This window comes from Kribbella sp. NPDC000426 (assembly GCF_040300265.1).
GTDB lineage: Bacteria > Actinomycetota > Actinomycetes > Propionibacteriales > Kribbellaceae > Kribbella.
Window position 1 is genome coordinate 547,187 of the sequence record NZ_JBEPDK010000007.1, and the last position, 25,932, is coordinate 573,118.

At 68.4% G+C, this 25,932-nt stretch carries 32 protein-coding genes; 17 read left to right on the forward strand and 15 right to left on the reverse strand.

Translation table 11 applies throughout. The annotated features are described in order from the left end of the window. Positions 1–13: 13 nt before the first annotated feature. The 3 genes from ABT313_RS34250 (at position 14) to ABT313_RS34260 (ending at position 1,901) form a co-directional block, all read left to right on the forward strand. Positions 14–373 carry a winged helix-turn-helix transcriptional regulator gene (locus tag ABT313_RS34250; RefSeq protein WP_130440258.1) on the forward strand — a complete coding sequence of 120 codons (360 nt, stop codon included), beginning with the start codon at positions 14–16 and terminating at the stop codon, positions 371–373. 211 nt (positions 374–584) lie between these two features. After that, the gene (locus ABT313_RS34255; protein ID WP_350862348.1) at positions 585–1,103 is read left to right on the forward strand and encodes a SigE family RNA polymerase sigma factor; all 519 of its coding nucleotides are present in this window, start codon (positions 585–587) and stop codon (positions 1,101–1,103) included. A 3-nt stretch (positions 1,104–1,106) separates the two neighbouring features. Beyond that, the gene (locus tag ABT313_RS34260) at positions 1,107–1,901 is read left to right on the forward strand and encodes a hypothetical protein (protein ID WP_350862350.1); all 795 of its coding nucleotides are present in this window, start codon (positions 1,107–1,109) and stop codon (positions 1,899–1,901) included. Here ABT313_RS34260 and ABT313_RS34265 read toward each other — a convergent pair. Together ABT313_RS34265 and ABT313_RS34270 are read right to left on the reverse strand one after the other, a co-directional pair. Beyond that, a complete protein-coding gene (locus tag ABT313_RS34265) occupies positions 1,894–2,934 on the reverse strand; it encodes a 4-hydroxy-3-methylbut-2-enyl diphosphate reductase (RefSeq protein WP_350862352.1) in 1,041 nt (346 codons plus the stop codon). The two genes, ABT313_RS34260 and ABT313_RS34265, sit on opposite strands and share 8 nt — an antisense overlap. Before the next feature lie 71 nt (positions 2,935–3,005). Then, positions 3,006–3,377 carry an HAD domain-containing protein gene (locus tag ABT313_RS34270; protein ID WP_350862354.1) on the reverse strand — a complete coding sequence of 124 codons (372 nt, stop codon included), beginning with the start codon at positions 3,375–3,377 and terminating at the stop codon, positions 3,006–3,008. Between the two features lie 39 nt (positions 3,378–3,416). On the opposite strand from ABT313_RS34270, the gene xseA reads away from it, so the two are divergent. The 3 genes from xseA to ABT313_RS34285 are packed head-to-tail and all read left to right on the forward strand — an operon-like array spanning position 3,417 to position 5,363. Then, positions 3,417–4,631, forward strand: coding sequence for an exodeoxyribonuclease VII large subunit (xseA, locus tag ABT313_RS34275; RefSeq protein WP_350862356.1), 1,215 nt, complete (start codon positions 3,417–3,419; stop codon positions 4,629–4,631). A 17-nt stretch (positions 4,632–4,648) separates the two neighbouring features. Further along, positions 4,649–4,843, forward strand: coding sequence for an exodeoxyribonuclease VII small subunit (locus ABT313_RS34280; protein ID WP_350862459.1), 195 nt, complete (start codon positions 4,649–4,651; stop codon positions 4,841–4,843). 16 nt (positions 4,844–4,859) lie between these two features. Next, positions 4,860–5,363 carry a GNAT family N-acetyltransferase gene (locus tag ABT313_RS34285; RefSeq protein WP_350862358.1) on the forward strand — a complete coding sequence of 168 codons (504 nt, stop codon included), beginning with the start codon at positions 4,860–4,862 and terminating at the stop codon, positions 5,361–5,363. Here the strand turns inward: ABT313_RS34285 and ABT313_RS34290 are convergent. Then, positions 5,341–5,967: a TetR/AcrR family transcriptional regulator gene (locus ABT313_RS34290; protein ID WP_350862360.1), complete on the reverse strand. Its 627-nt coding sequence runs from the start codon at positions 5,965–5,967 to the stop codon at positions 5,341–5,343. The two genes, ABT313_RS34285 and ABT313_RS34290, sit on opposite strands and share 23 nt — an antisense overlap. Positions 5,968–6,007: 40 nt before the next feature. Here ABT313_RS34290 and ABT313_RS34295 point away from each other — a divergent pair, with 40 nt between their 5' ends. Together ABT313_RS34295 and ABT313_RS34300 are read left to right on the forward strand one after the other, a co-directional pair. Further along, complete coding sequence (locus ABT313_RS34295) at positions 6,008–6,613, forward strand: flavodoxin family protein (protein ID WP_350862362.1); 606 nt, start codon at positions 6,008–6,010, stop codon at positions 6,611–6,613. A 25-nt stretch (positions 6,614–6,638) separates the two neighbouring features. Further along, complete coding sequence (locus ABT313_RS34300; protein WP_350862364.1) at positions 6,639–6,959, forward strand: DMT family transporter; 321 nt, start codon at positions 6,639–6,641, stop codon at positions 6,957–6,959. A 108-nt stretch (positions 6,960–7,067) separates the two neighbouring features. Here ABT313_RS34300 and ABT313_RS34305 read toward each other — a convergent pair whose 3' ends face one another. Both ABT313_RS34305 and ABT313_RS34310 read right to left on the reverse strand, forming a co-directional pair. Next, entirely contained in the window at positions 7,068–7,724 is a 657-nt protein-coding gene (locus tag ABT313_RS34305; RefSeq protein ID WP_350862366.1) for a nucleotidyltransferase family protein, read from the reverse strand. Positions 7,725–7,889: 165 nt separating this feature from the next. Continuing rightward, positions 7,890–8,504, reverse strand: a complete 615-nt coding sequence (locus ABT313_RS34310) for a DUF4245 domain-containing protein (RefSeq protein WP_350862368.1) — start codon at positions 8,502–8,504, stop codon at positions 7,890–7,892. 69 nt (positions 8,505–8,573) lie between these two features. On the opposite strand from ABT313_RS34310, the gene glpX reads away from it, so the two are divergent. From glpX to ABT313_RS34325, 3 genes are read left to right on the forward strand one after another with little or no spacing between them, the layout of a single operon-like run. Beyond that, positions 8,574–9,608 (forward strand): class II fructose-bisphosphatase, encoded by a 1,035-nt coding sequence (glpX, locus tag ABT313_RS34315; protein ID WP_350862370.1) that lies wholly within the window; start codon positions 8,574–8,576, stop codon positions 9,606–9,608. Next, positions 9,605–10,555: a carbohydrate kinase family protein gene (locus ABT313_RS34320; protein ID WP_350862372.1), complete on the forward strand. Its 951-nt coding sequence runs from the start codon at positions 9,605–9,607 to the stop codon at positions 10,553–10,555. The genes glpX and ABT313_RS34320 overlap by 4 nt, the downstream gene beginning before the upstream one ends. 1 nt (position 10,556) lies before the next feature. Beyond that, entirely contained in the window at positions 10,557–11,027 is a 471-nt protein-coding gene (locus tag ABT313_RS34325) for a hypothetical protein (protein ID WP_350862374.1), read from the forward strand. Here the strand turns inward: ABT313_RS34325 and ABT313_RS34330 are convergent. Further along, on the reverse strand, positions 11,024–11,692 hold the full coding sequence (locus tag ABT313_RS34330; protein ID WP_350862376.1) for a FadR/GntR family transcriptional regulator: 669 nt from the start codon (positions 11,690–11,692) through the stop codon (positions 11,024–11,026). The two genes, ABT313_RS34325 and ABT313_RS34330, sit on opposite strands and share 4 nt — an antisense overlap. 184 nt (positions 11,693–11,876) lie before the next feature. Here ABT313_RS34330 and ABT313_RS34335 point away from each other — a divergent pair, with 184 nt between their 5' ends. Genes ABT313_RS34335 through ABT313_RS34350 form a run of 4 tightly spaced genes read left to right on the forward strand, consistent with a single transcriptional unit; the run spans position 11,877 to position 15,012 of the window. Next, positions 11,877–13,205, forward strand: coding sequence for a 2-isopropylmalate synthase (locus ABT313_RS34335; RefSeq protein ID WP_350862378.1), 1,329 nt, complete (start codon positions 11,877–11,879; stop codon positions 13,203–13,205). Further along, the gene (locus ABT313_RS34340; protein ID WP_350862380.1) at positions 13,193–13,981 is read left to right on the forward strand and encodes an ABC transporter ATP-binding protein; all 789 of its coding nucleotides are present in this window, start codon (positions 13,193–13,195) and stop codon (positions 13,979–13,981) included. The genes ABT313_RS34335 and ABT313_RS34340 overlap by 13 nt, the downstream gene beginning before the upstream one ends. Before the next feature lie 36 nt (positions 13,982–14,017). After that, a complete protein-coding gene (locus ABT313_RS34345; RefSeq protein ID WP_350862381.1) occupies positions 14,018–14,524 on the forward strand; it encodes a hypothetical protein in 507 nt (168 codons plus the stop codon). Continuing rightward, positions 14,524–15,012 (forward strand): hypothetical protein, encoded by a 489-nt coding sequence (locus tag ABT313_RS34350; RefSeq protein WP_350862383.1) that lies wholly within the window; start codon positions 14,524–14,526, stop codon positions 15,010–15,012. Before ABT313_RS34345 ends, ABT313_RS34350 begins: the two co-directional genes overlap by 1 nt. Here the strand turns inward: ABT313_RS34350 and ABT313_RS34355 are convergent. Beyond that, positions 15,009–15,713 (reverse strand): DUF1707 SHOCT-like domain-containing protein, encoded by a 705-nt coding sequence (locus ABT313_RS34355; protein WP_350862386.1) that lies wholly within the window; start codon positions 15,711–15,713, stop codon positions 15,009–15,011. The genes ABT313_RS34350 and ABT313_RS34355 overlap by 4 nt on opposite strands. A gap of 95 nt (positions 15,714–15,808) precedes the next feature. Here ABT313_RS34355 and ABT313_RS34360 point away from each other — a divergent pair, with 95 nt between their 5' ends. After that, positions 15,809–16,117 (forward strand): hypothetical protein, encoded by a 309-nt coding sequence (locus tag ABT313_RS34360; RefSeq protein ID WP_350862388.1) that lies wholly within the window; start codon positions 15,809–15,811, stop codon positions 16,115–16,117. Between the two features lie 101 nt (positions 16,118–16,218). Continuing rightward, entirely contained in the window at positions 16,219–17,883 is a 1,665-nt protein-coding gene (locus tag ABT313_RS34365) for a fumarate hydratase (protein ID WP_350862390.1), read from the forward strand. Between the two features lie 66 nt (positions 17,884–17,949). Here the strand turns inward: ABT313_RS34365 and ABT313_RS34370 are convergent, their stop codons facing one another. From ABT313_RS34370 to ABT313_RS34405, 8 genes are all read right to left on the reverse strand, one after another. Beyond that, positions 17,950–18,108, reverse strand: coding sequence for a hypothetical protein (locus ABT313_RS34370; RefSeq protein WP_350862392.1), 159 nt, complete (start codon positions 18,106–18,108; stop codon positions 17,950–17,952). A 57-nt stretch (positions 18,109–18,165) separates the two neighbouring features. After that, complete coding sequence (locus tag ABT313_RS34375) at positions 18,166–18,681, reverse strand: hypothetical protein (protein ID WP_350862394.1); 516 nt, start codon at positions 18,679–18,681, stop codon at positions 18,166–18,168. Continuing rightward, positions 18,681–19,346: a DUF402 domain-containing protein gene (locus tag ABT313_RS34380; RefSeq protein WP_350862396.1), complete on the reverse strand. Its 666-nt coding sequence runs from the start codon at positions 19,344–19,346 to the stop codon at positions 18,681–18,683. The genes ABT313_RS34375 and ABT313_RS34380 overlap by 1 nt, the downstream gene beginning before the upstream one ends. After that, on the reverse strand, positions 19,339–20,742 hold the full coding sequence (locus ABT313_RS34385; protein WP_350862398.1) for a class II fumarate hydratase: 1,404 nt from the start codon (positions 20,740–20,742) through the stop codon (positions 19,339–19,341). The genes ABT313_RS34380 and ABT313_RS34385 overlap by 8 nt, the downstream gene beginning before the upstream one ends. Before the next feature lie 72 nt (positions 20,743–20,814). Then, positions 20,815–21,459, reverse strand: coding sequence for a spermine/spermidine synthase domain-containing protein (locus ABT313_RS34390; RefSeq protein ID WP_350862400.1), 645 nt, complete (start codon positions 21,457–21,459; stop codon positions 20,815–20,817). 13 nt (positions 21,460–21,472) lie between these two features. Further along, entirely contained in the window at positions 21,473–22,039 is a 567-nt protein-coding gene (locus ABT313_RS34395) for an aggregation-promoting factor C-terminal-like domain-containing protein (RefSeq protein WP_350862402.1), read from the reverse strand. A gap of 336 nt (positions 22,040–22,375) precedes the next feature. Beyond that, positions 22,376–23,707, reverse strand: coding sequence for an RNA 5'-3' helicase PhoH2 (phoH2, locus tag ABT313_RS34400; RefSeq protein ID WP_350862404.1), 1,332 nt, complete (start codon positions 23,705–23,707; stop codon positions 22,376–22,378). A gap of 1,427 nt (positions 23,708–25,134) precedes the next feature. Continuing rightward, positions 25,135–25,914, reverse strand: coding sequence for an isoprenyl transferase (locus ABT313_RS34405; protein ID WP_350862406.1), 780 nt, complete (start codon positions 25,912–25,914; stop codon positions 25,135–25,137). Positions 25,915–25,932: the final 18 nt, after the last annotated feature.

The following is a 25,932-nucleotide window of genomic DNA, read 5'->3' on the forward strand; positions in this document are numbered from 1 at the left end:
CTATAAGTACCTTGTGGTAACCAAAGGGAATGTGTTCGACCCGAACTGCCCGACCCGGGTGATCCTCGACCGGATCGGCGACAAGTGGACGGTGCTCGTCGTCCTGCTGCTGCGCGACGGCCCGCTCCGGTTCACCGAGCTCCGCGACGGCATCGGCCGGGTCGCGCCGAAGGTGCTGACCCAGACGCTGCGCCGGATGGAGCGCGACGGCCTCGTCAGCCGCGAGGTCTTCGCCGAGATCCCGCCGCGGGTCGTCTACACGCTCACCCCGATGGGCGCGTCCCTGATCGAGCCGATCAGCGTACTGACCGACTGGGCCGAGACCCACATGCCCGCGATCAGCAAGGCCCAGACGCAGTACGACGCGGTCTGATCTGCATCTGGACAGGTAGTGCACTGCCGACACGGTGTACGCGCGGGCGCGTTCGCGCTCGGGTGCACTGCCGGCCGCCGGACACCTCCTGTCCAGGTGCAGATCGCCGGCGCAACATCACAAGCTCCGCACTGTCGGATTACAGCTCAACCTTTCGGCTGCGCTCAGGCATCACAAGTCTGACCGAATTGAACGAGATGGGGGGCTGGGAATGGACCCAGGACGCGACCACGAATTCGCCGAGTTCGTGGACGGGAGATTCACCGCACTGCAGCGGTTCGGCTACCTGCTGACCGGTGAGTGGCATCTGGCCGAGGATCTGGTGCAGACAGCGCTGACCAAGGTGTGGTTCCACCGGAACTCCTTGCGGAACGAGAACGCGCTGGAGAGTTACACCCGGACCGTGATGGTGAACACCAGCACGCAGTGGTGGCGCCGGAAGTGGCGCGGCGAAACACCCACCGAGCAACTACCCGAGCCGCGGGCGCAGGAACAGTACGGCTCTGTCGACGACCGGGACGTGTTGCTGCGAGCACTCGCCACGCTCCCCCGCCGAACGCGCGCAGCACTGGTCCTGCGGTACTTCGAGGACCTGCCGGAGACCGAGATCGCCCAGATCATGGGCTGCTCGGTCGGCACCGTGAAGTCGAGCGTCTCCCGCGGACTGGCCAAGCTCCGCGAGCACCACCTCGTCGCCGCCGTTTCCGCTCCGGCCCAGAAGGAGGGCTGACCCATGACCAACGATCTCAAGCAGCAGTTCGAGTGGCTCGTCGCCGATCCGCCGCCACCCACCACAGTCCCGAGCGAGTCCGTGTTGGCGCGTGTCCGTTCGGTACGGCGTCGTCGTACGGCCGGCGCGCTGACGCTGGCCGCGGCCGCGGTGGTCGCCGTCGCCGTTGCCACGAGCAACCTCACGGACCTCGGCAGCAGCCCGCCGGTCACCAACAGCCCGAGCGCACCGGTGACGATCGCCACCGGGCCCCCGACCGGAACGCAGTCGACAGCGGCCCCGACCACGACCGCACCGACCTCGACCGGAACGACCACGACCACGCAAGGGACGACCGGCACGCCGGGCGCCGGGACCACCCAGAGCACCGAGAAGCCGACGGGCACGACGACAACGGGAGCCGGGACCACGAACACGCCACCGCCGACTCGGCCGATCGAGGTCGGTGTCGTGCTCAAGCCGACCGTCACCGGCCGCACAGTCGCGGTGAAGGTAACTGTCTCGGGCACCGTCATCGTGCCCACGGTCGACGGGAAGAACCTGCCCGCCGACACATCGTTCCTCAACCTGTCCGGCGGCACGAACTACTACTGGGGCGATGGCCAGCAAGGCGGTTCGGACGGCGGTTCGGCCGGATGCGGTGGCGCCACGCGGAAGACCGGCCGCGAGACGTACTCGATCGATACGCACACCTACGCAAAGCCGGGTACGTACACGCTGCGCTACGAAGTGCGGTACTGCAACGCCAAGGACAGTGCGTTCACTATCACCAAGACCATCAAGGTGACAGTCAGATAGTCCAGGCGTGGTCGGAGGTGCCGGTGGTGGGGAGGCCGGCGGCCTTCAGGTCGGTGCGGAGGTCGCGGGGGAGGGCGAAGGTGAGGCTCTCCTCCGCGGTGGTGATTTCGCGTACGTCGCCGTAGCCGCGCTCGGCGAGCCAGCGCAGTACGTCGCGGACCAGCACCTCCGGGACGCTCGCGCCGCTGCTGACGCCGACCGAGTCGACGCCCTCGAGCCACGCCTCGTCGATCTCGTCGGCGTAGTCGACCAGGTAGCCGGCCTTCGCGCCGTGCTCGACCGCGACCTCGACCAGGCGCACCGAGTTCGACGAGTTGCGGGAGCCGACGACGATCATCAGATCGGCCTCGGGGGCAAGCTTCTTGACCGCAGCCTGGCGGTTCTGCGTCGCGTAGCAGATGTCGTCGCTCGGCGGGTCCTGCAGGTGCGGGAACCGCTCGCGGAGGCGGCGTACCGTCTCCATCGTCTCGTCGACGGACAGCGTGGTCTGCGACAGCCAGACGACCTTCTCCGGGTCGCGGACGGTGACGTTCGGTACGTCGTCGGGCCCGTCGACCAGCGTCACGTGCTCGGGGGCCTCGCCGGAGGTGCCGATGACCTCCTCGTGGCCCTCGTGGCCGATCAGCAGGATGTCGTAGTCCGTCGCGGCGAACCGCTTCGCCTCGTGGTGGACCTTGGTCACCAGCGGGCAGGTCGCGTCGATCGTCTTCAGCTGCCGCGTCGCCGCCTCTTCGTGCACCACCGGGGCGACACCGTGCGCGGAGAAGATGACAGTCTCCCCCTCCGGCACCTCCGCGGTCTCGTCGACGAAGATCGCGCCACGCTTCTGCAGCGTCTCCACGACGTACTTGTTGTGCACGATCTCCTTGCGCACATACACCGGCGGCCCGTACAGATCGAGCGCCTTCTCGACCGCCACCACGGCCCGGTCCACGCCCGCGCAGTACCCCCGCGGCGCCGCAAGCAGCACCCGCTTGGTCTCCACGGCGGTCGTCGTACCGGTGTCCTGAGGCTGGGAAGTCACGATCCCCATGGTACGGGCCAGTTTCGAGGAGCCGTCCGCCCTGTCCGGACGGCTCCCCCGTGGGAGGTGTTACCAGCACGTCAAGGATGCGTGGGATACGCCTTGTCCGCAAAGGATTTTCCGGCGGCCCAGGACCGGATCGCGACGAAATCCGTTGCGGTCAGACCGATCCGCGCATCCACCGGGAAGACGAACTGATGATCACCTGTGAACTCCGTCTCGTCCGCCTCGTCGTCCACCCAGACGAACGGCCGATCGCCCACCCATTCGGCGATGTACGGCGTCTTCCACGAACCACGGCGTACCGGCCGCCGATCCGGCCAAATGATCGTCGGCAGCTCGGGGAGACCGAGGCGAGGTCCGAGGAGGCGGTTGGCACCGTGTTCCCAGCTGCTGGCCCAGACCAGGTTGAGCCGTCGAAATCCAACAGCAAGAGTGGGCGCATTACTCAACGTTAGGGTTTGTCGGTGGCGGGCCGTAGGGTCTGGGGCGTGGCTTTGGAGACGTCGCCGGAAGCACCCGCGGCCGTTCGCACGATCGCGAACGGTATTGCCGGCTGGATCAACCAGCTCGGCGCCGTGTGGGTCGAGGGGCAGCTGACGGACGTCTCGATCGGCCGCGGAACGACGACGGTTTTCGGCACGCTGCGGGACACCGATGCGGATATCTCGCTCCGGTTCACCTGCAACCGGCGGGTGTTCGAGACGGTCGAGGTACACGACGGCTCACGCGTCCTCGTGCACGCCAAGCCGAACTTCTTCGCCCGTCGCGGCACGCTCGCGCTCGCGGTCAGCGAGATCCGCCACGTCGGCATCGGTGAGCTGCTGGCGCGGATCGAGCGGCTGAAGCAGCTGCTCGCGGCCGAGGGGCTCTTCGAGCCGTACCGGAAGAAGAAGCTGCCGTTCCTCCCGCACACGATCGGCCTGATCTGCGGGCGCGACTCGGCGGCGGAGCGCGACGTGCTCGAGAACGCGAAGCGGCGTTGGCCGGCGGTCGCGTTCCGGATCGAGTACGCATCGGTGCAGGGTCCGTCGGCGGCCGGCGAGGTGATGACCGCGCTGCGGAAGCTCGACGCGGACGACTCGGTCGAGGTGATCGTGATCGCGCGCGGCGGCGGCTCGCTCGAGGATCTGCTGCCGTTCTCCGACGAGGGCTTGATCCGCGCGGTTTCGAAGACGAGTACGCCGGTGGTGAGCGCGATCGGCCACGAGCCGGATTCGCCGCTGCTCGACCTGGTCGCGGACCTGCGCGCGTCGACGCCAACCGACGCGGCGAAGCGGATCGTGCCTGACGTCCGCGAGGAGCTCGACGGCGTGCGACTGCTGCGCGAGCGTGGCCTGCGGGCGATCACGTCGTGGCTGGATCGGGAGACGCATGCGCTGGCGGCGATCCGTTCGCGTCCGGCGTTGGCGGCGCCCGTCACGGATCTCCAGCGACGCTCCGACGAGGTCGCGGCGCTGATCGAGCGCAGTCGCCGTACGCTGACGCATCGGCTGGATCGCGCGAGCGACGACATCGCGCACCGGCTGGCGAGCGTGCGGGCGTTGTCCCCCAAGGCGACGCTGGAGCGCGGGTACTCCGTGTTGCAGCTGGCGGATGGCACCGCCGTACGGGAAGTGGCGCAGGTGGCGCCCGGTGACGTGCTGCAGGCACGCGTCACCGACGGCCGCTTCGCGGTCGAAGTCAAGTCCGAGGAGAACAAGTGAGCGCCGACCGACCCGAGATGACGTACGAGCAGGCCCGCGAGGAACTCGTCGAGGTAGTCCGCAAACTCGAAGCCGGCGGCACCACCCTCGAAGAATCCCTGGCCCTGTGGGAACGCGGCGAAGAACTAGCCACCACCTGCCAACGCTGGCTCGACGGAGCCCGCGAACGCCTGGCCAAAGCCCAAGCCACCCACGAAGAAAAACCCAAGTAACAACCTCCTGCCGACCATGCAGCTGACCACACGCGCGGCCCGCCGCGGCGACTTGCTGCCGGCGGCCGAGGCCCGAGTTGCGAGCTGGCGAGGCGCCTTCACCGGCCTGGTGCCCCAGGACTTCCTGGACGCGATGGACCCGGTGTCGATCGCGTCGTCCTGGGCCGACAGCATCGCCGCGGGCCGCTCCCGCTTGTATGTCGCCGCCGCCGGCTCCGAGGTGATCGGGTACGCCGGTGTCGGGCCCGAGCGTGATCCGTCAGCGCCGGCGAACACCGGGGAGTTGTACGCCCTCTTCGTGCACCCCTCCCACTGGGGCACCGGGGCGGGGCGGGCGCTTGCCGACGCCGCATGCGCGGACCTTCGTGGCGCGGGCTGCGAGACGGTGTGGTTGTGGGTGCTGGAGGCGAACATGCGCGCCCGCCGGTTCTACGCGACGTACGGGTTCCAAGAGACGGGCGACCGGACCTACTCCTCGCTGAACAACCTTCCCGAGCTCAGGCTGGCAGCAAGGCTGTAGCGACCGCGCGGAGGCCCGACTTCATGCGCTCGAGGTCGAAGTTTTGGGTGCGGAGGGCGTGGTGGAGGTCGGCGGCGAGGGGGGCCAGGAGGGCGTGGGCGGTGTAGTCGGCGTCGAGGGTGGGGTGGGCTGCCTCGATCAGGTGGGCGAGGTGGCGGTGCCAGAGGTGGTACGAGCCGATTCGGTAGCGGGCGCCGTCTGAGGCGTTCTCGCTGTCCATGAACAGTTCGACGTGGCGGTCCAGGAGTTCGAGGTAGGCGTCGAGGAACGCCGTCACACGGTCGAGCGGCGGCGCACCCGGTCCGAGCGGGGGCGGCCCGGTGAGGATCTTCGCCTGGAGTTCCTGCTCGCGTTCGTCCAGCAGCGCGACCGCCAGGCCGGCCCGATCGCCGAACCGGCGGAAGACCGTGCCCTTCCCCACGCCTGCCTCCGCGGCGATCGCGTCGAGGGAGACGTTCTTCACCCCGTGCTCGGTGAACAGCCGGTCGGCCGCCTCCAGCACGCGCAGCCGGTTGCGCCGGGCGTCCGCGCGTTCCGGGCGCGGCTCACCCACAACCTCCAGAGCCCATTGCGAAGCGGACTGTGGTCCGGTACTGTCATCCATAAGACGGACTGTAGTCCGCTAAGTCCTCAGGAGGAAGCACATGAGCACGACACCTGGCACCGCGACCGTCGCGGTGGCGTATCACTCGGGGTATGGGCACACCGCGAAGCAGGCGGAGGCGGTCGCGGCCGGCGCCGCTTCGGTGCCGGGGACGGTGACGGACCTCGTCCCGCTCGACGAGCTGACCGAGGACGTGTGGGAGCGGCTGACCGCGGCGGACGCGATCATCTTCGGCGCGCCGACGTACATGGGGAGTCCGAGTTGGGTGTTCAAGAAGTTCGCCGAGGAGAGCGTGCGGATCTGGGCGGCCGACCTCGGCTGGCGGGACAAGATCGCGGCGGGGTTCACGAACTCCAAAGCGATGTCCGGCGACAAGCTCAACAGCCTGGTCGACCTGGCCGTGTTCGCCGCGCAGCACGGGATGATCTGGGTCGGGCTGGACATCTACCCGGGCTGGGCGGAGAGCACCGCGAGCATCGAGGACCTCAACCGCCTCGGCAGCTGGATGGGCGCGATGGCCCAGTCCGACGCGGACCTTTCAGCGGAGAAGGCACCCCCGGCCACCGACCTCCGCACGGCGGCCGCACTCGGCGCCCGCGTCGCACAGGTGACGCACCGCCACCTGCGGGGAGCGCTGGCCGCGTGAGCGCATACTCCAGTAGGGCTGGCTGATGGCGTGGCTTGTGCTGCTCGCGGCAGCCGCGTTCGAGATTGCGTTCGCGCTCAGCCTCAAGCCGAGCGAGGGATTCAGCCGCTTGTGGCCGACGGCCGGCGTGCTGGTGTTCGGCGTGATCTCAGTCGTGCTGCTCGCGAAGACGCTCGATCGCCTCCCCGTCGGTACGGCGTACGCAATCTGGACCGGCCTCGGCTCGGTCGGGGTGGTGACGCTAGGCATCATCGTATTCAACGAGCCTGCGACGCCGGCCCGCCTCGCCTGCATCGGCCTCATCGTCGCCGGCATCGTCGGGCTGCGACTGGCCGGAGCCGAGTAGGGGCGGACCTGCACCACTCATCAACGAGCCGCCTCGGCCGGTTCACGAGGGCCGCTGAGCGTGCAGGCGGGCGCGTGCGGGCCGTTGGTGAGTGCTGGAGGTCCGCGATCAGCTGGAGGCGTGGCGTCGGCGGCGCGGGTGGCTGGCGAGCGGGATCGGGTGCGTGTCTAGCGGCAACTCCTCGGCGGCGACGGCTTCGCCCGAGAGCATCTGGTGGTACGCCGCCCACGTGGTCGCCCGCGGCGGAATGTTGCCGATGGCATCGACCTTGGTGACCGGGTGGGTGCCGTTGTGGATCGGGGTCCACAGGTCGGAGTCGCTGCGCAGACCGCGGAGCTCGCCGAACAGCTCGCGCCCGAACCAGCACGGGTAGCTCTCGCCGTCGTCGTACCGCGTGACTCCGATCGGCGTCGCTGCCTCGGCGACCAGCGACCAGACGGCCGCAGAGGTGATCCCGGGCTGATCACCGAGCAGTACGACGATGCCGTCCGCGCGCCGGTCGACCGCGTCGAGGGCCGGCACGATCGACGAGCTGTCGGTGTCGTAGTGCGGGGACTCGACCACCCGCACGCCGTCGAGATCGACCCGGTCGTGGATCTGCTCGGACCCGCTGCCGAGCGTCACGACCAACTGGTCGAATCCGCACTCCCGCGCGGATTCCAGCGACGAACCGAAGAGGGTGCCGCCTTGATAAGCCAGCAATTGCCAGGGGGCGCCGAGGTGCGGCGAGCCGTTGGCGCCCAGCAGGAGACCCGTGACGAACATCGCCGGATCAACTCCCCGCCCGGGACGGCGTGAGCGTGGTGGGCATGGCTGCTCGGGCCCTCTCGCTAGTCCCCGAGCGTCAGAAGCCGAGCTTCGATCGAACCCTCTGCTGTGGGGGCATGTCAACGACCGTCCGGAAAGTGGTCGGGAATGCCCGGAAAATGGTCAGCGTAAGACGGAAGCGAACGCTTCAAGGGCGGGATATCCCGCATTTCCGGTAACGATCGTGGTGACTCCGGAACCGACCAGTACCAAGGCGTTCTCGCCCTTGCGATCGAGCAGAACCTTGCGCTGCCAGGTGACGCCGGTCACGGTCGCCGTACCGTCGTCGGACGTTCGGCCGAGTTTCTCCGCCAGGAATTTACCGCCGGTCACGTTGGACTGCTCCAGCCCGACGTATTTCTTCTCGGTGGTGACGACGCCCAGGTGCCAGGTCATCGGCTCCTGCTCGGGCTTGAGGAATTCGACGCTGGTCGCGACCCAGCCGGCCGGCATCGGCTCCGGACCGCGCACCCACGCCGCGGTCGCGTGAGCGTCCTGCAGTTGCGCCGTGTACTCGATCGCCTTGGGCTCGTCGGCCGGCTTCGGCCGCCAGGTGACCAGGATCAGGAACGCGACCACCACCAGGCAGATGACCAGCGCGAACACCATGTTCCCGACGGTCTGCGACTTCCGCTTGTCCCGTCGGTACGCCTGGCGGTACTCGTTCGCCTCCGCCTGGATCTGCGCGCGTTCCCGCGCCGCAGCCTCGTTGGAAGCACCCTGACCTGTCGAACTCATACGCACAGTGTCTCGCGAGCCGCAATCCGCCCGAACACCGGTCAGACTCGTTGGCTACGATCCGTTGGCATGAGCGATCCGACCACGCCACCGGCCCACCTGGAGGTCGAGGCAGATGCGCCCGACCGGAACCTCGCCCTCGAACTGGTGCGGGTCACCGAGGCCGCGGCGATGGCGGCGGGGCGCTGGGTCGGCCGCGGCGACAAGAACGGCGCCGACGGCGCGGCGGTGAACGCGATGCGCACGCTGATCGGCACGGTCGGGATGAACGGCGTGGTGGTGATCGGCGAGGGCGAGAAGGACAACGCCCCGATGCTGTTCAACGGCGAGCAGGTCGGCGCCGGCGAAGGCCCGGAGTGCGACGTCGCAGTCGACCCGGTCGACGGTACGACGCTGGTCGCGAAGGGTATGAACAACGGCATCGCGGTGATGGCGGTCTCCGCGCGGAACTCGATGTACGACCCGTCCGCGGTCTTCTACATGGAGAAGCTCGTCGTCGGACCCGAGGCGGCCGAGGTGGTCGACATCCAGCTCCCGGTTGCCGAGAACATCCGCCGCGTCGCGAAGGCCAAGGGCTCCTCGGTCGACGACGTCACCGTCGTACTGCTCGACCGGCCGCGGCACGACGAGCTGGCCACGCAGATCCGGGCGACCGGCGCACGGATCAAGTTCATCTCCGATGGTGACGTGGCCGGCGCGGTCGAGGCGGCGCGCCCGGACACCGGCCTGGACATGCTGCTCGGCATCGGCGGTACGCCGGAGGGCATCATCGCCGCCTGCGCGATGAAGTGCCTCGGCGGCAAGATCCAGGGCAAGCTCTGGCCGCGCGACGACGCAGAACGGCAGAAGGCGCTCGACGCGGGCCACGACCTGGACCAGGTGCTCGACACCGACGACCTGGTCAGCGGTGACGACTGCTTCTTCGTCGCGACCGGGATCACCGACGGCGAGCTGCTCCGCGGCGTCCGGTACGGGCGGTCCACCGCGCGGACGCACTCGCTGGTGATGCGATCGCGCAGCGGCACGATCCGCAGTATCGAGAGCGAGCACCAGCTGTCCAAGCTGCGCGCGTACTCCGCCATCGACTTCGAGCACGCCCGATGAGCGCACCCGTCCTCGTCATCGGCGAGGCCCTTGTCGACATCGTCGGTACCGCCGCCAAAGCCACCACCCGCAACGGGAACGGGAAGGCCAAGGCGATCCCGGGCGGGTTCGCGGCGAACGTCGCCGTCGGACTGGCCAGGATGGGCGTGCCGACCGAGTTGGTGGCGCGCTTCGGCACCGACCAGTACGGCGACCTGCTGGGCGCCCACCTGTTCGGCAACGGGGTTCAGCTCGCTCCCGGGACGGTCGATCCCGGGTTCCGGACCAGCACCGCGACGGCGACGCTGGACGCCGAGGGCGTGGCGACGTACCAGTTCGACATGACCTGGGACCCGCCGGCGTTGTCGCTGCGGCGGGGTTGCCCGGCGATCCACACCGGTTCGATCGCGACCATGCTCGAGCCCGGTGCGACGGCGATCCACCGGTTCCTGGAGTCGCTCGCCGATCAGCCTGTCACGGTCACGTTCGACCCGAACGCGCGTCCGGCGATCACCCCGGACCCGGTGACCGCGTGGGCCGCCGTACGGAAGTTCGCCGCGCTGTCCGACCTCGTCAAGCTAAGTGACGAGGACTGCGCGTTCTTCCGCCCGGGGGTGTCGCTGGACGACATCGCGACAGAGCTGCTGACCGAGAAGCGGACGCAGTGCGTGGTCATCACCCGCGGCGGCGAGGGCGCTCTCGGCGTCGGCCGCGACGTACGGGTCGAGGTGAAGGCGCCGGCGATCCAGGTGGTCGACACCGTCGGGGCCGGTGACTCGCTCATGGCGGCGCTCATCACCGGTCTGCTCGAGCGTGATCTCTTGGGCGAGCAGCGACTGGCCGGGCTGACCGCCGAGGACCTGCACGACGTCGTGGACTACGCGGTGAAGGCGGCTGCGATCACCTGCACGCGGCACGGCGCGGACCCGCCGACCGCGACCGAGCACACGGCGCGGTGGGGCGCCTGACATGTCGGCGGAGACGTGGACGTCCGAGCTGGAGTCCAAAGGCAGCGTGGTGTTCCTGCCACGCCGCGGCCGGTTGGCGATCCGGCTGGCCGGGTTCGCGCTGCTGATGGTGCTGTCCGCGTGGACGAACGTCGACCATCTGCGGGCTGACGGCGTCTCGGGTGCGCTCGGCGTACTGCGGCTGACCGCGCTCGCCGCGTTCGTCTACGGTACGGCGCTCACCGCGTGGCAGCTGATCACCAACCGTCCGGTCATCACAGTCGATGCCGAGGGCATCACCCGCGGCCGCAACCTGCCCTGGTCCGGCATCACCAGCATCGACGAGCCGACCGGTCTGCCGCTCGCCCGTACGGTGCAGGTCAACCCGGCGGACCGCCGTACCCGGCCGATCTCGATCCCGCAGGACAACGTCGAGGACCTCGAAGCGCTGACGCCCTGGCTGCGGTCGCTCCTGGACCAGCACCGCGACTAGGTGAGGGTGTTGCGGACCGCGCTGAGATGGGCGCGGGAGCGGGCCGCGGCGAGGTCGGGATCCTGCAGGCGGATAGCTTCGGCGATCGCCGCGTGGGCGGCCTGGTCGTGCCGGTGGCGATGCTGGTCGTCGAGCTTCAGCATGTCGATCATCGCCCGCCGGATCCGCGGCGCGAACGAGTCGAACAGCTCGGTCAGTACGGCGTTGTGCGCCGCCACGACGACCGCGCGATGGAACGCCATGTCGGCCTCGATGTACCAGTCGTCCGGCGCGCTCAACGCTGCACGCTTGCGGTCCGTCAGCGTGTAGCGGAAGTTCTTCAGATCGGCCGGCGTACGACGGACCGCCGCGAGCCGGGCGCCCTCGGTCTCGATCGCGAGCCGGCCCTCGAGGACGTCGGTGATGTCGGCCTTCCGCAGTACCTTGTCCCAGTCCTCGGCGGCCTGCAGCGCGATGACGAACACGCCCGCGCCCTGACGGCTCTCGAGCACACGACGGCCGGCGAGCTCGCGGACGGCCTCGCGGATCGTCGACCTGCCGACGCCGAGCTGCGCGGCCAGCGTCGTCTCGCCGGGAAGCTTGGCGCCGAGCGGCCACTCACCGCTCCCGATCCGGCGCAGGAGCTCCTCCGCGGCCTGCTCAGCTAACGGGTGACGGCGAATCATCAGACCATTCTACGAGACCTCAGGTTGTCAGCTTGTCTGAGGAGTTGGTAGCGTGCTCGGCATGCGCAAGCTTTCGGGTCTCCTCCTTCTTGGCCGCCACGGCGGGAGCTGATTCGACCGGCGCTCCCTCCGTGGAGTGCACTCGCCTGCCGGTCCTCCCATCGCTCCGGAAGGACCACCTCTGATGAACCGCCAGCAGCCCTCCCCCATGCCCAGCCACCGCTACCGCGACATCTTCGCCAAGGTCCCGGTCGCGCCGGTCGACCGCACCTGGCCGGACCGCCGGATCACCGCCGCGCCGCTGTGGGTGCCGGTCGATCTCCGCGACGGCAACCAGGCGCTGGCCGAGCCGATGGATCCGGCCCGCAAGCGCAAATTCTTCGAGCTGATGGTTGCCATCGGCTACAAAGAGATCGAGGTCGGGTACCCGTCCGCGTCGCAGACCGACTTCGATTTCGTCCGCCTGCTCGCCGAGTCGGACCTGGTGCCCTCGGATGTGACGATCGTCGTGTTCACCCCGGCCCGTGCGGATCTGATCGCGCGCACGGTCGAGTCCGTCGCCGGGATGCGCGGTGACGTGGTGATCCACATGTACGCCGCGACCGCGCCGACGTGGCGGGACGTCGTACTGCGTCGTACGCGGGACGAACTGGCATCCATGATCTACGCGGGGTCCGAGGAGATCCTGCGGCTGGCGGGCGATTCCGTGCGGTTCCAGTTCTCGCCCGAGGTGTACAACCTGACCGAGCCGGACTACGTGCTGGACCTCGCGGATCACCTCACCAAGCAGTGGGACGCGACGCCGGAGCGGCCGGTGATCATGAACCTGCCGGCCACCATCGAGGCCGCGACGCCGAACGTGTACGCCGACCAGATCGAGTACATGCACCAGAACCTGCCGCGGCGCGAAGGCGTGATCCTGTCGGTGCATCCGCACAACGACCGCGGCACCGGGATCGCCTGCGCCGAGCTCGCCGTACTCGCGGGAGCGCAACGGGTCGAGGGCTGCATCTTCGGGAACGGCGAACGCACCGGCAACGTGGATATCGCGACGCTCGCGCTCAACCTGCACGCGCAGGGGGTGGATCCGATGGTCGACTTCTCCGACATCGACCGGATCCGTGACGTGGTCGAGTACTGCACGCGGATGCCGATCCACCCGCGGCACCCGTACGTCGGGGAGCTCGTCTACACGGCCTTCTCCGGGACGCACCAGGACGCGATCCGGAAGGGTTTCGCCGTCCAGGGTGACGGCTTCTGGGACGTGCCGTACCTGCCGATCGACCCGGCGGACGTCGGGCGCGGGTACGAGGCCGTCGTCCGGGTAAACAGCCAGTCGGGTAAGGGTGGGATCGCACACGTGCTGGAGTCCGTGTACGGCGTACGGCTGTCGGCTGCGCAGGAACGGGAATTCGCGCAGCACGTGCAACGACGTACGGACGAGACCGGGCGCGAAGCGAGTGCGGAAGAGCTGAAGGCGTTGCACGAGGAGGTTTACGGGTGCTCGAACTGAAAGATGTCGACTTCGTCCGGGACGGCAAACTGCTGCTGTCCGGGGTGTCGCTGACGGTCGGCGAAGGTGAGCGATGGGCTCTGCTCGGGCCGAACGGCGCGGGCAAGAGCACGATGCTCGGCCTCTGCGGCGCGGTCACCCACCCCACCCGCGGCACGGTCGAGATCCTCGGGAAGCGACTGGGTACGGTCGACATCCGCACCCTGCGCGAGTCCATCGGTCACGTCAATCCGCGCCACCCGCTTCGCTCGCCGCTCTCGATCGTCGACGTGGTCCTCACCGGCCTGACCGGCACCATCGAACGCATGCCCCGCTGGGAGCCGACGGCTGCTCAGACCGAGCGCGCCTTGGAGCTGATCGACCTGCTCGGCATCAGCTCGCTGGCCCACTCCCCCTGGACCACCCTCTCCCAGGGGGAACGCGGACGGGCTCTGATCGCCCGCGCCCTCATCGCCGACCCCCGGCTGCTACTCCTGGACGAGCCGTCCACCGGTCTCGACGTAGCCGCGCGCGAACAACTCCTCGAAACCCTCGACCACATCCACACCACCCACCCCCACCTCGCCTGGCTCCTCGTCACCCACCACCTCGAAGAACTCCCCACCTGCACCACCCACGCAGCCCTCCTCCGCGAGGGCCAGATCCTCGCCGCCGGCCCGGTGGACGACGTGATCACCACCCCACTCATCTCCACGACCTTCAACCACCCCATCAAAATCACCCACCGAGCCGGCCGCTGGACAGCCACCGCAGGAGCCCGCACTGCCTTAGAGTGATCTCGCTTCGGGGATGGGGCGACGGCTGGGGGCGGCATGGCGGTAATGGGCGAGCGGCTGCCCGAGGCCTGGATGGTCGAGATGCACCGCAATGGGCGGGTGGAGTTTCCGGTACGCCGCTCGGCCCTCCTGCAGCTGCCCCTCCTTCTGCTTCTGGGACCGGCTCTGTTCTCGATCGGCCGGCTGCCGGACATGCTCGACGGAGGCACCTCGCGGTACTTCGGCTACCTGATCATCGTCGGGTACGCAGGCATCGCGATCGCCCTCGCCTGGCAGTTCATCACCCAACGCCCGTATGTCGTCGTGGACCGAACGGGTGTCCGCGCCGGCCGTCGCTTCATGCCGTGGACCGACGTCGGCTCCATCGGCCTGATCCGCGGCCAGAACCCGTTCCGCCAACTACCGATCCACCCGAAGAACGTCTGGGCCAAGGACCTCGTCCTCAGCCGGCACCACGTGAACGACCTTGCAGCGTTCCGGAGCTGGCTCGATGAGCTACTGGCCGAGCATCGGCAGGCGGCGCAGGAAGGTGGCGTGGGCTGATGCGGGACATGGGAGACGCTTCGGCGGAGGTTTGGGACGAGGAGTGGCGTCGTACCGGACGAGTGGGGTTTCCGTTGCGGCGACGGGCCACGCTTGTCGCGTACCCAGTCACGCTAGCGGGCCTGGTGCTGTCCGCGCTGAACCTGTTGCTCCATGGCGTGCAGCGCGACCTCGTCGGGGATCTCCTGTGGGCGGCGTTGTTCGCCGGCTTCATCGGCAGCGGGGCGTACCGCTTCGTCGCGCAGCGGCCGAGTGTTGTGGTGGATCGGGAAGGCATTCGGTACGGGCGGCGGAAATACCTGCCGTGGAGCGCGGTACGAGGGATCGGGATCGTGTCCGGGATACCTGGGAACCGGTCGCTACTGGTCCATCCGTGGGACAGGTCCGCCAAGGGCGTCCGGCTGAACCAGCAGAATGTTCGCGATATGCCGGCCTTCCAGCAGTGGTTGGCGACGGTGCTCGAGGAGCAGCGTCGTACGGCGGGCTAGGTGAGGCCGAGGCGTTTGCTCAGGCGGGGGCCTCGTTTGATTTTGATTTCGCCGAGGATGGCGGTGCCGCGGATGTGGAAGCGTTTCGGGGCGGCGGGCTGGGCGTTCGGGTCGGGGACGGCCTTGAGGCCGGCTTCCTGTTCGGAGACGGAGCCGAGGATGGGGTTGCTGTCGAGCAGGACGATCGCGTTCGCGGGGACGCGGATCTTCACGTCGGCGAGGATCGACTTCACGTCGACCTGGATGTCGTCGTACGGGATCTGCGCCTCGGTGTAGTCGAGGGTGACGTCGCCGAGGACCGCGTTCACCTCCTGCCGCTGCGGGACGAGCCAGTTGCCCATCCGCTTGGTCTCGGACATGAACACGTTGATCACCGGGCCGGTCTCGACCATCGCGCCGCTGTACTGCGGGGTGACCGACGGGACGCCCGCCGTACCCGGGGCGCGCGGGCCGTTCGGCAGGTCGGCGGTCAGCTCGACGAGTTCGCCGTACGTCTTGGAGCCGTACAGCGTCTCGAGCCGCTCCTCCAGCTCGCCGTACGACAACCGGCCTTCGCCCGCGGCCTCGCGCAGTACGTCGGCGACCTCCTCCCTCTCGAGGTCGGACACCCGCCGCCGCAACGCCAACTCGTCACCGCTCGCCGCCTGCGCGGGCACGGCATCCTGCGGTCGGTTCTCCTGAGGAACGTCATCCTGGGCCACGCCAAAACCATACGCGCGAGACGCTCCAGCCGCCGCCCGTTTCTCCCCCGATTCACCCCTGATGCGGACCCTGAACCGGCCTCATACTGAGCCTCATGAACTGGGGTGCGGTACCTAGGCCAAGGGTTGTCGCGGCGCTGTACCTGCTCGCGTTCGTCAGCCTTTACGGCGGAGTGGCATGCGTCCTGCTCGCGCAGTTGACCGGGCAGGAGCGCCTGGCCTTCGGTGGCGTCCCGTTTGTCGTAAGCATCGTCGTGATGTTCCTGCTGTCCTGGCTGCTGCGAGCGCAGGTCCCCCAGCCGGCGAGCCGATGGACAGCGCGGATGGGCACGCACCAGCGCGCTTACCAGCGACTTGCTCTGGGGCTCGAGGTGCGGCGAGCCTGGCAGGTCGTGCGTGGGTGAGGGTTGCCTCACCCCCGTGTGAGACGGAGGTCGCGTCGGCGCGCGGTCCGGGGAGAACTAGGCTTTAGCCGTCCAGTCCAGTCCTTGTGGAGGTATGCCCGGTGTCTGCCGACTTCAACTACTCCGATCTGTTGCCGTTGGGTGTTGACGAGACGGAGTATCGGCTGCTGGCGACGGAAGGTGTCAGCACTTTCACGGCGGGCGATCGGACCTTCCTGCAGGTGCAGCCCGAGGTGCTGCAGGCGTTGACCGCGGAGGCGATGCACGACATCTCGCACTACCTGCGGACCGCGCACCTCGCGCAGCTGCGGCGGATCATCGACGACCCGGAGGCATCCGGGAACGACAGGTTCGTCGCGCTGGACCTGCTCAAGAACGCGAACATCTCCGCCGGCGGCGTCCTGCCGATGTGCCAGGACACCGGCACCGCGATCGTGATGGGCAAGAAGTCGGAGGGCGTGCTGACCGGCGCGGTCGACGAGGAGTGGATCAGCCGCGGCGTGTACGACGCCTACACCAAGCTCAACCTGCGCTATTCGCAGATGGCCCCGCTGAACATGTGGGACGAGAAGAACACCGGCTCCAACCTGCCGGCGCAGATCGAGCTCTACTCGACCCCGCAGCACGGCGACCCGGCGTACAAGTTCCTGTTCATGGCCAAGGGCGGCGGCTCGGCGAACAAGTCGTTCCTGTACCAGGAGACCAAGGCCGTCCTGAACCCGTCGCGGATGATGGAGTTCCTGGACGAGAAGATTCGCTCCCTCGGTACGGCGGCCTGCCCGCCCTACCACCTCGCGGTCGTGGTCGGCGGTACGTCGGCGGAGTACGCGCTGAAGACCGCGAAGTACGCCTCCGCGCACTATCTCGACACGCTGCCGACCACGGGATCGCCGCTGGGGCACGGGTTCCGGGACCTGGAGCTGGAGGAAGAGGTCTTCAAGCTGACCCAGGAGTTCGGGATCGGCGCACAGTTCGGCGGGAAGTACTTCTGCCACGACGTCCGCGTGATCCGGCTCCCGCGGCACGGCGCGTCCTGCCCGGTCGCGATCGCCGTGTCGTGCTCGGCGGACCGGCAGGCGCTGGCGAAGATCACGCCCGAGGGGGTGTTCCTCGAGCAGCTCGAGCGGGACCCGGCGCGGTTCCTGCCGGACACCACCGACGAGCACCTCGATGACGCGAGCGACGTCGTACGGATCGACCTGAACCGGCCGATGAGCGAGATCCGCGCGGAGCTGTCGAAGCTGCCGGTGAAGACGCGGCTGTCGCTGAGCGGGCCGCTGGTGGTGGCGCGCGACATCGCGCACGCGAAGATCAAGGAGCGGCTGGACGCGGGCGAGGAGATGCCTTCGTACCTGCGCGATCACGCGGTGTACTACGCGGGACCGGCGAAGACGCCCGAGGGGTACGCGTCCGGATCGTTCGGGCCGACGACGGCGGGGCGGATGGACGCTTACGTCGACCAGTTCCAGGCGGCCGGCGGGTCGTTCGTGATGCTTGCCAAGGGCAATCGGTCGGCGAAGGTGACGGCGGCGTGCAAGGAGCACGGCGGCTTCTACCTCGGCTCGATCGGCGGCCCGGCGGCGCGGCTGGCGCAGGACTGCATCAAGTCCGTCGACGTCCTGGAGTACGCCGAACTCGGCATGGAAGCCGTGTGGAAGATCCAGGTGGAGGACTTCCCCGCGTTCATCGTGGTGGACGACAAAGGCAACGACTTCTTCACCGACACCCGCAAGCCGGTCCCCCTCACGGTGCGTCCGCGGAGCTGAAAGAACCGTGACGAAGGCACGGCGGACGATCCCCGTCGCCGTCCTGCAACCGCTGGAGGTGTGACCTCAGCCGGCCTTGGTCTCGATCTGCTCAGGGAGCTTTGCCAGGAGGGCGCGGGTGGCTTTGACGAGATCTGCTTCGTTGTGCCCGAAGGCCTGCAGGTAGCACCCAAGCGCCGAGCGGACCATCTGTAGCTCCTCGGCCTCCAACTCAATGGTGTACATACTTCCAAGCTAAGCCCATCCGCCCCAGTTGCAACCGCTCGTGACCGACCTGTGTTGTCAGCTCCCCGGCCAGCCCACAAGCGTGAGGATCTCCCCCGCCGTGTCCGCCACCGCGCCGTCGTTGCGGACGGTGTAGTCCTCGATGGGCTGATGCGTCTCGGCGAACGCGAGGGCCGTGGCCAGATCCCACTCCGGTCCACGCGTCGTACGGGTGCGGGCGGCGATCCGCTCAGGCGCCGTGACGATACGCACCACCTGCACGGCACAGTCGGGCAGCGCCTCGGTATAGGCGGCCCGGAGTTGGGCCGTGAACACCGGCCCGCTGGCGATCAGGAAGTCGGCCCCGGCCGCTCGGTACGTCTGCCAGACCGCCGCGAGGTTGTCGATACGCAGGTGGTCGCTGAACCGCAGACCGGAGCTCCGCGCCGGGCGAGGCGGGCCGAACTGGGCAACAGCGTCCAGATCCAGTACGCCGGTGGTGTGGCCGGCGCCTGTCAGCACACCACCGATCGCCTGGGCGGTGGTGGTCTTGCCGACGCCACTGCCTCCGGTGAGAAGCAAAGCACGTGGCATCAGCTGTGGAGCTCCTCCGCGATCAGGGTGGGCTGGTGGGTCGTCGGTGCGGCAGGGAGGCGCCAGGTCGGCGGCGGCGTCCAGAACTGCCAGTCGTCGGAGAACGGGGACGTCCACGCCTCGATGTCCCGGATGGCGGCGTGGGCGTCACCAACGATCCGCTCCGCGTCGGCCGCAGTGAACCGTCCGGCGGTGACCGCTCCTTCCAGCTCGTCCTCGTCCTTCCACTCGATGGTGCGGTCGGGCTTCATCCACAGATCAAGCACATGATCGACGGTGCTGGTACGCCGGGACTCCCAGTCGCGCACATGCTCCCGCTCGAGGTTCACGTACCACCCGAGGAACGTCCCGTCCTCATCCCAGAAGTACCAGACCGACCACGGCTTCCCGGACGGCGATACCTTGAGGATCCCGGTGCCGTGCCAGATGTCGAGCTTCAGCACCCGCTCCTCGGTGAACATCGCGACTGGTCCGGCATGCCGCATCTCCCGCCCGTCGACGAGGACCGGCCTGAGCAACGGCGTACCCGGCGCGAGCCAGGCGACCAGCCCGTCCGCGTCGTCACGCACCACCGTCATCGGCCGCACGTTCGGCTTGTCCGCGTGCCTCCCGCTCCCTTCGTACACCCACTCGATCGTTGTCCCCGACTCCCAGTACTCAGCCACGGGCGGGCCGAGTCATGGACAGTACGTCGAGGGCCGCGTCCAGCTGCTCCTCGGTCAGGTCTCCCTTCTCGACGTGACCGTTCTCGATCACGACCTCGCGGATCGTTTTCCCTTGTTTCAAAGCACTCTTGGCAACCGCGGCGGCGTTCTCGTAGCCGATGTAGCGGTTCAGCGGGGTGACGATCGACGGCGACGACTCGGCCAGCGCGCGGGCGTGGTCGACGTTCGCGGTGATGCCGTCGACGCAACGATCCGCGAGCAGGCGGGAACTGTTCGCCAGCAGGGTGATCGATTCGAGCAGGTTGCGGGCGATCACCGGGAGCATCACGTTCAGCTCGAAGTTGCCTCCGGCACCGGCCACGGTGATCGCGGCGTCGTTGCCGATCACCTGCGCGGCGACCATCAGCGTCGCCTCACAGATCACCGGATTTACCTTGCCCGGCATGATGCTCGAACCAGGTTGCAGGTCCGGCAGCGAGATCTCGCCGAGCCCTGCACGCGGACCGGAACCCATCCAGCGCAGGTCGTTGCAGATCTTCGTCAGGCTCACGGCGACCGTCTTCAACTGCCCCGACAGCTCGACCAGCCCGTCGCGCGCGCCCTGCGCCTCGAAGTGGTCCTCGGCCTCGGTCAGCTCCAGCCCGGTCCGCCGGTTCAGCTCCGTGATCACCGCGGCCGCGAACCCCGGCGGCGTGTTGATCCCGGTGCCGACCGCCGTCCCGCCCAGCGGCAACTCGGCGACCCGGGGCAGGGTCGCTCGCACCCGCACGGCACCGCGGCGGATCTGCTGCGCATACCCGTTGAACTCCTGGCCGAGCGTCACCGGCGTCGCGTCCATCAGGTGCGTGCGCCCGGACTTCACCACGTCGGCGAACTCAGATCCCTTACGAGACAGGGAATCCGCGAGGTGCTCGAGTGCCGGCAACAGCTCCTGCACGACGCCCGCGGTCGCGGCGACGTGGATCGCCGACGGGAACGTGTCGTTACTCGACTGGGACGCATTGACGTCGTCGTTCGGGTGTACGTCGTCGCCGAGCGTGCGGGTGGCGAGGGTGGCCAGCACCTCGTTGGCATTCATGTTCGTCGACGTCCCCGAACCCGTCTGGAAGACGTCGATCGGGAACTCCTTGTCGAACTCCCCCGCGGCAACCTGGTCCGCCGCGGCAACGATCGCGTCCGCCCGGCCCGCGTCGATGACGCCGAGCGAGGCATTCACCACCGCGGCCGAAGCCTTGATCTGCGCCAGCGCGTGCACGAGCGCCGGCGCCAGCGGCCGCCCGGAGATCGGGAAGTTCTCCACCGCACGCTGCGTCTGCGCCCGCCACAACGCGTCCCGAGGCACCTTGACCTCGCCCATCGTGTCGTGCTCGATCCTGAATTCCACGTCATCACCCATACCTGCAGAGTACGTCGCTCAGCGTCGCCGGAACGCCCCGATCGACAACCTGTGGACAACGCCACAAGAGATCTAGGAGCTGCCTTGATAGACGAAGTAGGTCTCGTCGCGGTCCTGGAGGCGGACCGGGACATCCGTAACCTGGCACTTGCCGAAGACCGTCGTGACGGCTGACTCCAGGTCAGCAGATGCGGACGACGACCAGACTGTGAGGACGCCCCCAGCGCGCAACTTCAGCCGGCAAGTGGCGAGGAAGCCAGACGTGTAGATGGCCGAATTCTCGTTGTAGACAAGGAAATCCGGGCCGTTGTCGACGTCCAGCAGGATCGCGTCGACGGACGCGTCAGGCAGGTCTGTCACGACAGCACGCACATCACCGACCACCACGCCGACCCGCGGGTCGTCCAGGATCGACGGAACCAGGCCGGAGCGCATCCACGCGACCAGATCCGGTTCGATCTCCGCGACGATCACCTGGCCGAGCCGGGAGTCGGCCAGCAGCGCACGCACCGTGTAGCCGAGCCCCAGCCCACCCACCAGCACTCGCTCAGGCCGCTGCACCGCCGCCAGCGCAGCCGAGGCCAGCAGTTCCTCGCTGGAGGTCTCCTGGTCGTCCATCACGAACACGCCGTTCACCCGCAACTCCAGCGCCCCGTCGTCACGGCGCCGCAGTACCAACTCGCCCCGCTCACTCCAGCCCCGCGCAATCTCCGCCACGCCAGACGGTAACTCAGTACCAGCCCTTGGCTTGGGAGTGGCCCCAGGCGGAGCAGGGGGAGCCGTAGGTGGCTTCGATGTAGTCCAGGCCCCACTTGATCTGGGTGACCGGGTTGGTGCGCCAGTCCTTGCCGTACGCCGCCATCCGGTTACCGGGGAGCGCCTGCGGGATGCCGTACGCCGTCGACGTCGGGTTGTCGGCGTTGACCTTCCAGCGGGACTCCTTGTTCCAGAGCTTCTCCAGGCAGCTGAACTGGCTCTGGCTCCAGCCGTGGTCGGGGAGGAGGTTCATCGCGACCTCCTTGGGCGTGCCCTCGTACTTCTTCCGCTCGGCGTCCCGGCTGGCCCGCTCCTCCTGGACCGAGCGGTCGGCCTTCGCCAGCGCCTCGTACCGGCGCAGTGCAGCGTTCTTGGCCTTCATCTTGACGTCGGCCGCGTCCTGGGCCGCGGTGATCAGCTCGACCTGGTTCCGCATCCGGATCGCGTCGGCGGCCTCGCTCGCGACCGAGCCGGTCGTCTTCGGGGCTGCGGACGGCGTGGCCGCGCCGGAGAGCACCTTCCCGCTGTTGATGACAGCCATCTCAGCTCGCCCTGAGACCTTCTCCGAGGCGCTGCTGCTCCCGGGGGAGCTGAAGAGGTCGATACCCGCGACAACGGAGACTACGGCGATCCCTGTAACTGCGAGAGCCGTGACGGAGCGCTTCGCTTTCATCTGTCCTTCCGAGAAAACCCGACCCCCGTCGGCTGCAACGAGAACATACTCTGGCGTAAACCGTGCGTGATCACAAGCAGGTCACGAACGAACAGTGCGGCCGCCGCGTGGCGACCGCACTGTTCTTACCACCGCTTTACAGAGAGCTACTAGCTAAAAGCTGTAACGCTCCTTACAAATACCTTCCCCGCCCCACCACCCCGGTCACAGCTGCAGATCGTCCAGCATCTCCGTGACCAGCGCCGCGATCGGCGACCGCTCCGAGCGGGTCAGCGTGACGTGAGCGAACAGCGGATGACCCTTCAGCTGCTCCACCACGGCGACCACGCCGTCGTGACGACCGACCCGCAGGTTGTCCCGCTGGGCCACGTCGTGGGTCAGCACGACCCGCGAGTTCGCCCCGACCCGGGACAGCACGGTCAGGAGCACGTTCCGCTCCAGCGACTGCGCCTCGTCCACGATCACGAAGGCGTCGTGCAGCGACCGGCCGCGGATGTGGGTCAGCGGCAGCACCTCGAGCATGCCGCGGTCCATCACCTCGTCGATCACGTCACCGCTGGTCAGCGCGCCGAGCGTGTCGTAGACGGCCTGCGCCCACGGCCCCATCTTCTCGGACTCGGTGCCCGGCAGGTACCCGAGCTCCTGCCCGCCGACCGCGAACAGCGGCCGGAACACGATGACCTTCTTGTGCTGCCGGCGTTCCATCACCGACTCCAGGCCCGCGCACAGGGCCAGCGCGGACTTACCGGTACCCGCGCGGCCGCCGAGCGAGATGATCCCCACGTCGGGGTCCAGCAGCAGGTCTAGCGCGACCCGCTGCTCGGCGGACCGGCCTCGGATCCCGAACGCCTCGCGGTCACCGCGGACCAGCCGGATCCGCTTGTCCGGCATCACCCGTCCGAGCGCGCTGCCGCGGTCGGAGAGCATCACCAGACCGGTGTGCGTCGGGAACTCGCCGGCCTGCGGCAGCTCCACGGAGCCGTTCTCGTACAGGTCGTCCACGACGTGCGTCTCGACCTCGAGCTCGGCCATCCCGGTCCAGCCGGACTCCAGGGTCAGCTCTGCTCGGTACTCCTCGGCCTGCAGACCGCACGCCGACGCCTTGACCCGCATCGGCAGGTCCTTGGAGACCAGCGTGACGTCCTTGCCCTCGGCCATGAAGTTGCAGGCCACGGCCAGGATCCGGCTGTCGTTGTCGCCGAGCCGGAAACCGGCCGGCAGCGTCTCCGGGTCGGTGTGGTTCAACTCGACCCGGAGAGTTCCACCCTTCTCCCCCACTGGCAGGGGCGCGTCCAGACGTCCGTGCAGGATCCGGAGCTCGTCGAGCAGTCGCAGCGCGGTGCGGGCGAAGTAGCCGAGTTCCGGGTGATGCCGTTTGGCCTCCAATTCGGTGACAACGACCACCGGGACGACCACCTCGTGCTCGTCGAACCGCAGCATCGCGTGCGGGTCCGAGAGAAGCACCGAGGTGTCCAGCACGAAGGTGCGCTGGTCCGGTGTTGATGAGGTACTTGACGTCTTGGCGTGGATGGCCATGTCGCACGTCCTCTTCTAGGCCGTGACGTACACCCTCGCCCCGGCCCGCCAGTGGTTAGGTGATGGGTCGGGTGCCGCCCTCGGGGTCCGGTGTTGACCCCTGCCGTGCCGCGCGAGCGGCAACGACGATCAGTGAGTTCGAGACCGGAGGTCTCGGGGACTCCGTTCGGCCCCTCATGGGGCAACCGGCTGGAACGAGATTCTCAAACTGATCGGGCCTCCCGTGACAGCCGGCTTCCCCTCCGACCGTCTCTGCCAGAGTAGGAGCCCCCCGCAAACGGCGCAGCCCGACACGCCCGGCCACGGGGTTAACACGGCGTTACACCTTCCACCGGCCGAGGGAGCAGGTTCACTCCAGCGGGTGATCCGGTACGCCGGTCCGCCCGGCGACGCTCGGTACATGAGGAAGAACTGGCCGTCATGGATCGGGTACGCCACCGCTGCCTGGTCCCTGCTGTACGGCGTACTCGGCGTCTACTGGAGCCTCGGCGGCGCGGGTTACCCGTTCGCGCATGTGCCGGACGACCGCGCCACCGCGTCGATCCTGGAGGGTACGCCGGTGCACGTGGTCGCGCCGGTGATGGCAACGATCGGACTCGCCGGCGCCGTGCTTGCGGTCCTGATGACCCGGATGCGCCCGCGTGGATCGGTCCTGCAGACGATTGCCGCCGTACTCGCGGTCTCATTGGCGCTCGTGATCCCTGACTACACACTGATCGCGGTCGTCGCGCTTTCTCCCGCACTGGTGGTCTTCGCGTTCACCGGCGTACCGGGCGCCCAGGGCGGCGTCGGCGACATCCTGTACTGGCACCGGGTGAACCTGATCATCCTGTTCATCGGCGGCGTCCTGTGGGCGGCCACGGCCGTCGCCTACCACCGCCGTAGCCGCAACGACTGCGTGTCATGCGGCCGGGGCGATCGGGAGAAGGCATGGCAGAGCCGTGAAGCTGCGCTCAGGTGGGGCCGTATCGCCGTCGCTGTAGCGGTCGTGGCGAACCTTCCGTACGAGTTCACCCGCGTCGCCTGGTACTTCGGCTGGCCCGTCGGTATCACCGACGATTTCCACCGGATGATGGCCGACACGCCCGGCATGCTCGAGATGGGCCTCGGCCTGGCCGTAATGGGACTCGCCGGCGGCGTACTCACCCACGGCCTCGTGCACCGCTGGGGCGAGGTCTACCCGCGCTGGATCTGGTTCAAGGCAGGCAAGCGCGTACCGCCCCTGCTCGCGATCGTGCCGGCCTCGATCGTTGCCGTCGTTCTCGTTCCCGCGGGCCTGATGAACACCCAGCTACCCCTGGACGGCGACAACTGGGCGATCAATGCCCCCGGCATCCTCTGGGTCGTGTGGGGCGCGGCCCTCGGTACGGCGACGTACGCCTACTACCTGCGTCGCCGTACGACGTGTGCGCGCTGCGGACGCGGCGTCACGTGCCGAAGCGACGCTCTCGCTGGGCGTAGCTCCGGATCGCGCGAAGGAAGTCGACGTGCCGGAAATCGGGCCAGAGCGCCTCGCAGAAGTAGAACTCACTCAGCGCGCTCTGCCAGAGCAGGAATCCGCCCAGGCGTTGCTCCCCCGACGTACGAATGACGAGATCCGGGTCCGGCTGGCCCTTCGTGTACAGGTGCCGGGCGATGTGCTCGACGTCGACGCGGTCGGCCAGCTCCTCGATCGACATACCCTTCGCGGCTTCCTCGAGGAGCAGCGAACGGACCGCGTCGGCGAGCTCGCGGCGGCCGCCGTACCCGACGGCGACGTTGACGAACAGGCCCTCGTTGTCGTGCGTCGCGGTCTCGGCGGCCTTCAGGACCTCCGCCGTACTGCCCGGGAGCAGGTCGAGCGCGCCGACCGGGTGGATCCGCCAGCGTCCGATCGCGGTCAGCTCCTCGACGGTCTGCTCGATGATCCGCAGCAGCGGCTCCAGCTCGTCGGCCGGGCGGGTCAGGTTGTCGGTGGACAGCATCCACACCGTGACGACCTTGACGCCGACGTCGTCGCACCACTCGAGGAACTCGGAGATCTTGTTCGCCCCGGCCTCGTGGCCGCGCGACACCGGGTCGCCGACCTGGCGGGCCCAGCGCCGGTTGCCGTCGATGATGACGCCGATGTGCCGCGGGATCCGGTCGGGCGACAGCGATCGCATCAGCCGGCGTTCGTACAGACCGTAGACCGCGTCCCGCAGCTTCTGCTTGCCAGGTGTCCGCATGGGCAGGGTGCTCTCCTC

What these genes read in the sequence shown, in the direction of transcription:
- ABT313_RS34280 (WP_350862459.1), top strand. Translation starts at nt 4,649, where the DNA reads ATGACGTACGAGCAGGCCCGCGAGGAACTCGTCGAGGTAGTCCGCAAA.
- ABT313_RS34295 (WP_350862362.1), top strand. Translation starts at nt 6,008, where the DNA reads ATGAGCACGACACCTGGCACCGCGACCGTCGCGGTGGCGTATCACTCG.
- phoH2 (WP_350862404.1), bottom strand. Translation starts at nt 23,707, where the DNA reads ATGGCCATCCACGCCAAGACGTCAAGTACCTCATCAACACCGGACCAG.
- ABT313_RS34405 (WP_350862406.1), bottom strand. Translation starts at nt 25,914, where the DNA reads ATGCGGACACCTGGCAAGCAGAAGCTGCGGGACGCGGTCTACGGTCTG.
- ABT313_RS34285 (WP_350862358.1), top strand. Translation starts at nt 4,860, where the DNA reads ATGCAGCTGACCACACGCGCGGCCCGCCGCGGCGACTTGCTGCCGGCG.
- ABT313_RS34305 (WP_350862366.1), bottom strand. Translation starts at nt 7,724, where the DNA reads ATGTTCGTCACGGGTCTCCTGCTGGGCGCCAACGGCTCGCCGCACCTC.
- ABT313_RS34395 (WP_350862402.1), bottom strand. Translation starts at nt 22,039, where the DNA reads ATGGCTGTCATCAACAGCGGGAAGGTGCTCTCCGGCGCGGCCACGCCG.
- ABT313_RS34320 (WP_350862372.1), top strand. Translation starts at nt 9,605, where the DNA reads ATGAGCGCACCCGTCCTCGTCATCGGCGAGGCCCTTGTCGACATCGTC.
- ABT313_RS34255 (WP_350862348.1), top strand. Translation starts at nt 585, where the DNA reads ATGGACCCAGGACGCGACCACGAATTCGCCGAGTTCGTGGACGGGAGA.
- ABT313_RS34350 (WP_350862383.1), top strand. Translation starts at nt 14,524, where the DNA reads ATGCGGGACATGGGAGACGCTTCGGCGGAGGTTTGGGACGAGGAGTGG.
- ABT313_RS34300 (WP_350862364.1), top strand. Translation starts at nt 6,639, where the DNA reads ATGGCGTGGCTTGTGCTGCTCGCGGCAGCCGCGTTCGAGATTGCGTTC.
- ABT313_RS34360 (WP_350862388.1), top strand. Translation starts at nt 15,809, where the DNA reads ATGAACTGGGGTGCGGTACCTAGGCCAAGGGTTGTCGCGGCGCTGTAC.
- ABT313_RS34265 (WP_350862352.1), bottom strand. Translation starts at nt 2,934, where the DNA reads ATGGGGATCGTGACTTCCCAGCCTCAGGACACCGGTACGACGACCGCC.
- ABT313_RS34385 (WP_350862398.1), bottom strand. Translation starts at nt 20,742, where the DNA reads ATGGGTGATGACGTGGAATTCAGGATCGAGCACGACACGATGGGCGAG.
- ABT313_RS34260 (WP_350862350.1), top strand. Translation starts at nt 1,107, where the DNA reads ATGACCAACGATCTCAAGCAGCAGTTCGAGTGGCTCGTCGCCGATCCG.
- ABT313_RS34335 (WP_350862378.1), top strand. Translation starts at nt 11,877, where the DNA reads ATGAACCGCCAGCAGCCCTCCCCCATGCCCAGCCACCGCTACCGCGAC.
- ABT313_RS34325 (WP_350862374.1), top strand. Translation starts at nt 10,557, where the DNA reads ATGTCGGCGGAGACGTGGACGTCCGAGCTGGAGTCCAAAGGCAGCGTG.
- ABT313_RS34375 (WP_350862394.1), bottom strand. Translation starts at nt 18,681, where the DNA reads ATGCCACGTGCTTTGCTTCTCACCGGAGGCAGTGGCGTCGGCAAGACC.
- glpX (WP_350862370.1), top strand. Translation starts at nt 8,574, where the DNA reads ATGAGCGATCCGACCACGCCACCGGCCCACCTGGAGGTCGAGGCAGAT.
- ABT313_RS34345 (WP_350862381.1), top strand. Translation starts at nt 14,018, where the DNA reads ATGGCGGTAATGGGCGAGCGGCTGCCCGAGGCCTGGATGGTCGAGATG.
- ABT313_RS34330 (WP_350862376.1), bottom strand. Translation starts at nt 11,692, where the DNA reads ATGATTCGCCGTCACCCGTTAGCTGAGCAGGCCGCGGAGGAGCTCCTG.
- ABT313_RS34310 (WP_350862368.1), bottom strand. Translation starts at nt 8,504, where the DNA reads ATGAGTTCGACAGGTCAGGGTGCTTCCAACGAGGCTGCGGCGCGGGAA.
- ABT313_RS34290 (WP_350862360.1), bottom strand. Translation starts at nt 5,967, where the DNA reads ATGGATGACAGTACCGGACCACAGTCCGCTTCGCAATGGGCTCTGGAG.
- ABT313_RS34370 (WP_350862392.1), bottom strand. Translation starts at nt 18,108, where the DNA reads ATGTACACCATTGAGTTGGAGGCCGAGGAGCTACAGATGGTCCGCTCG.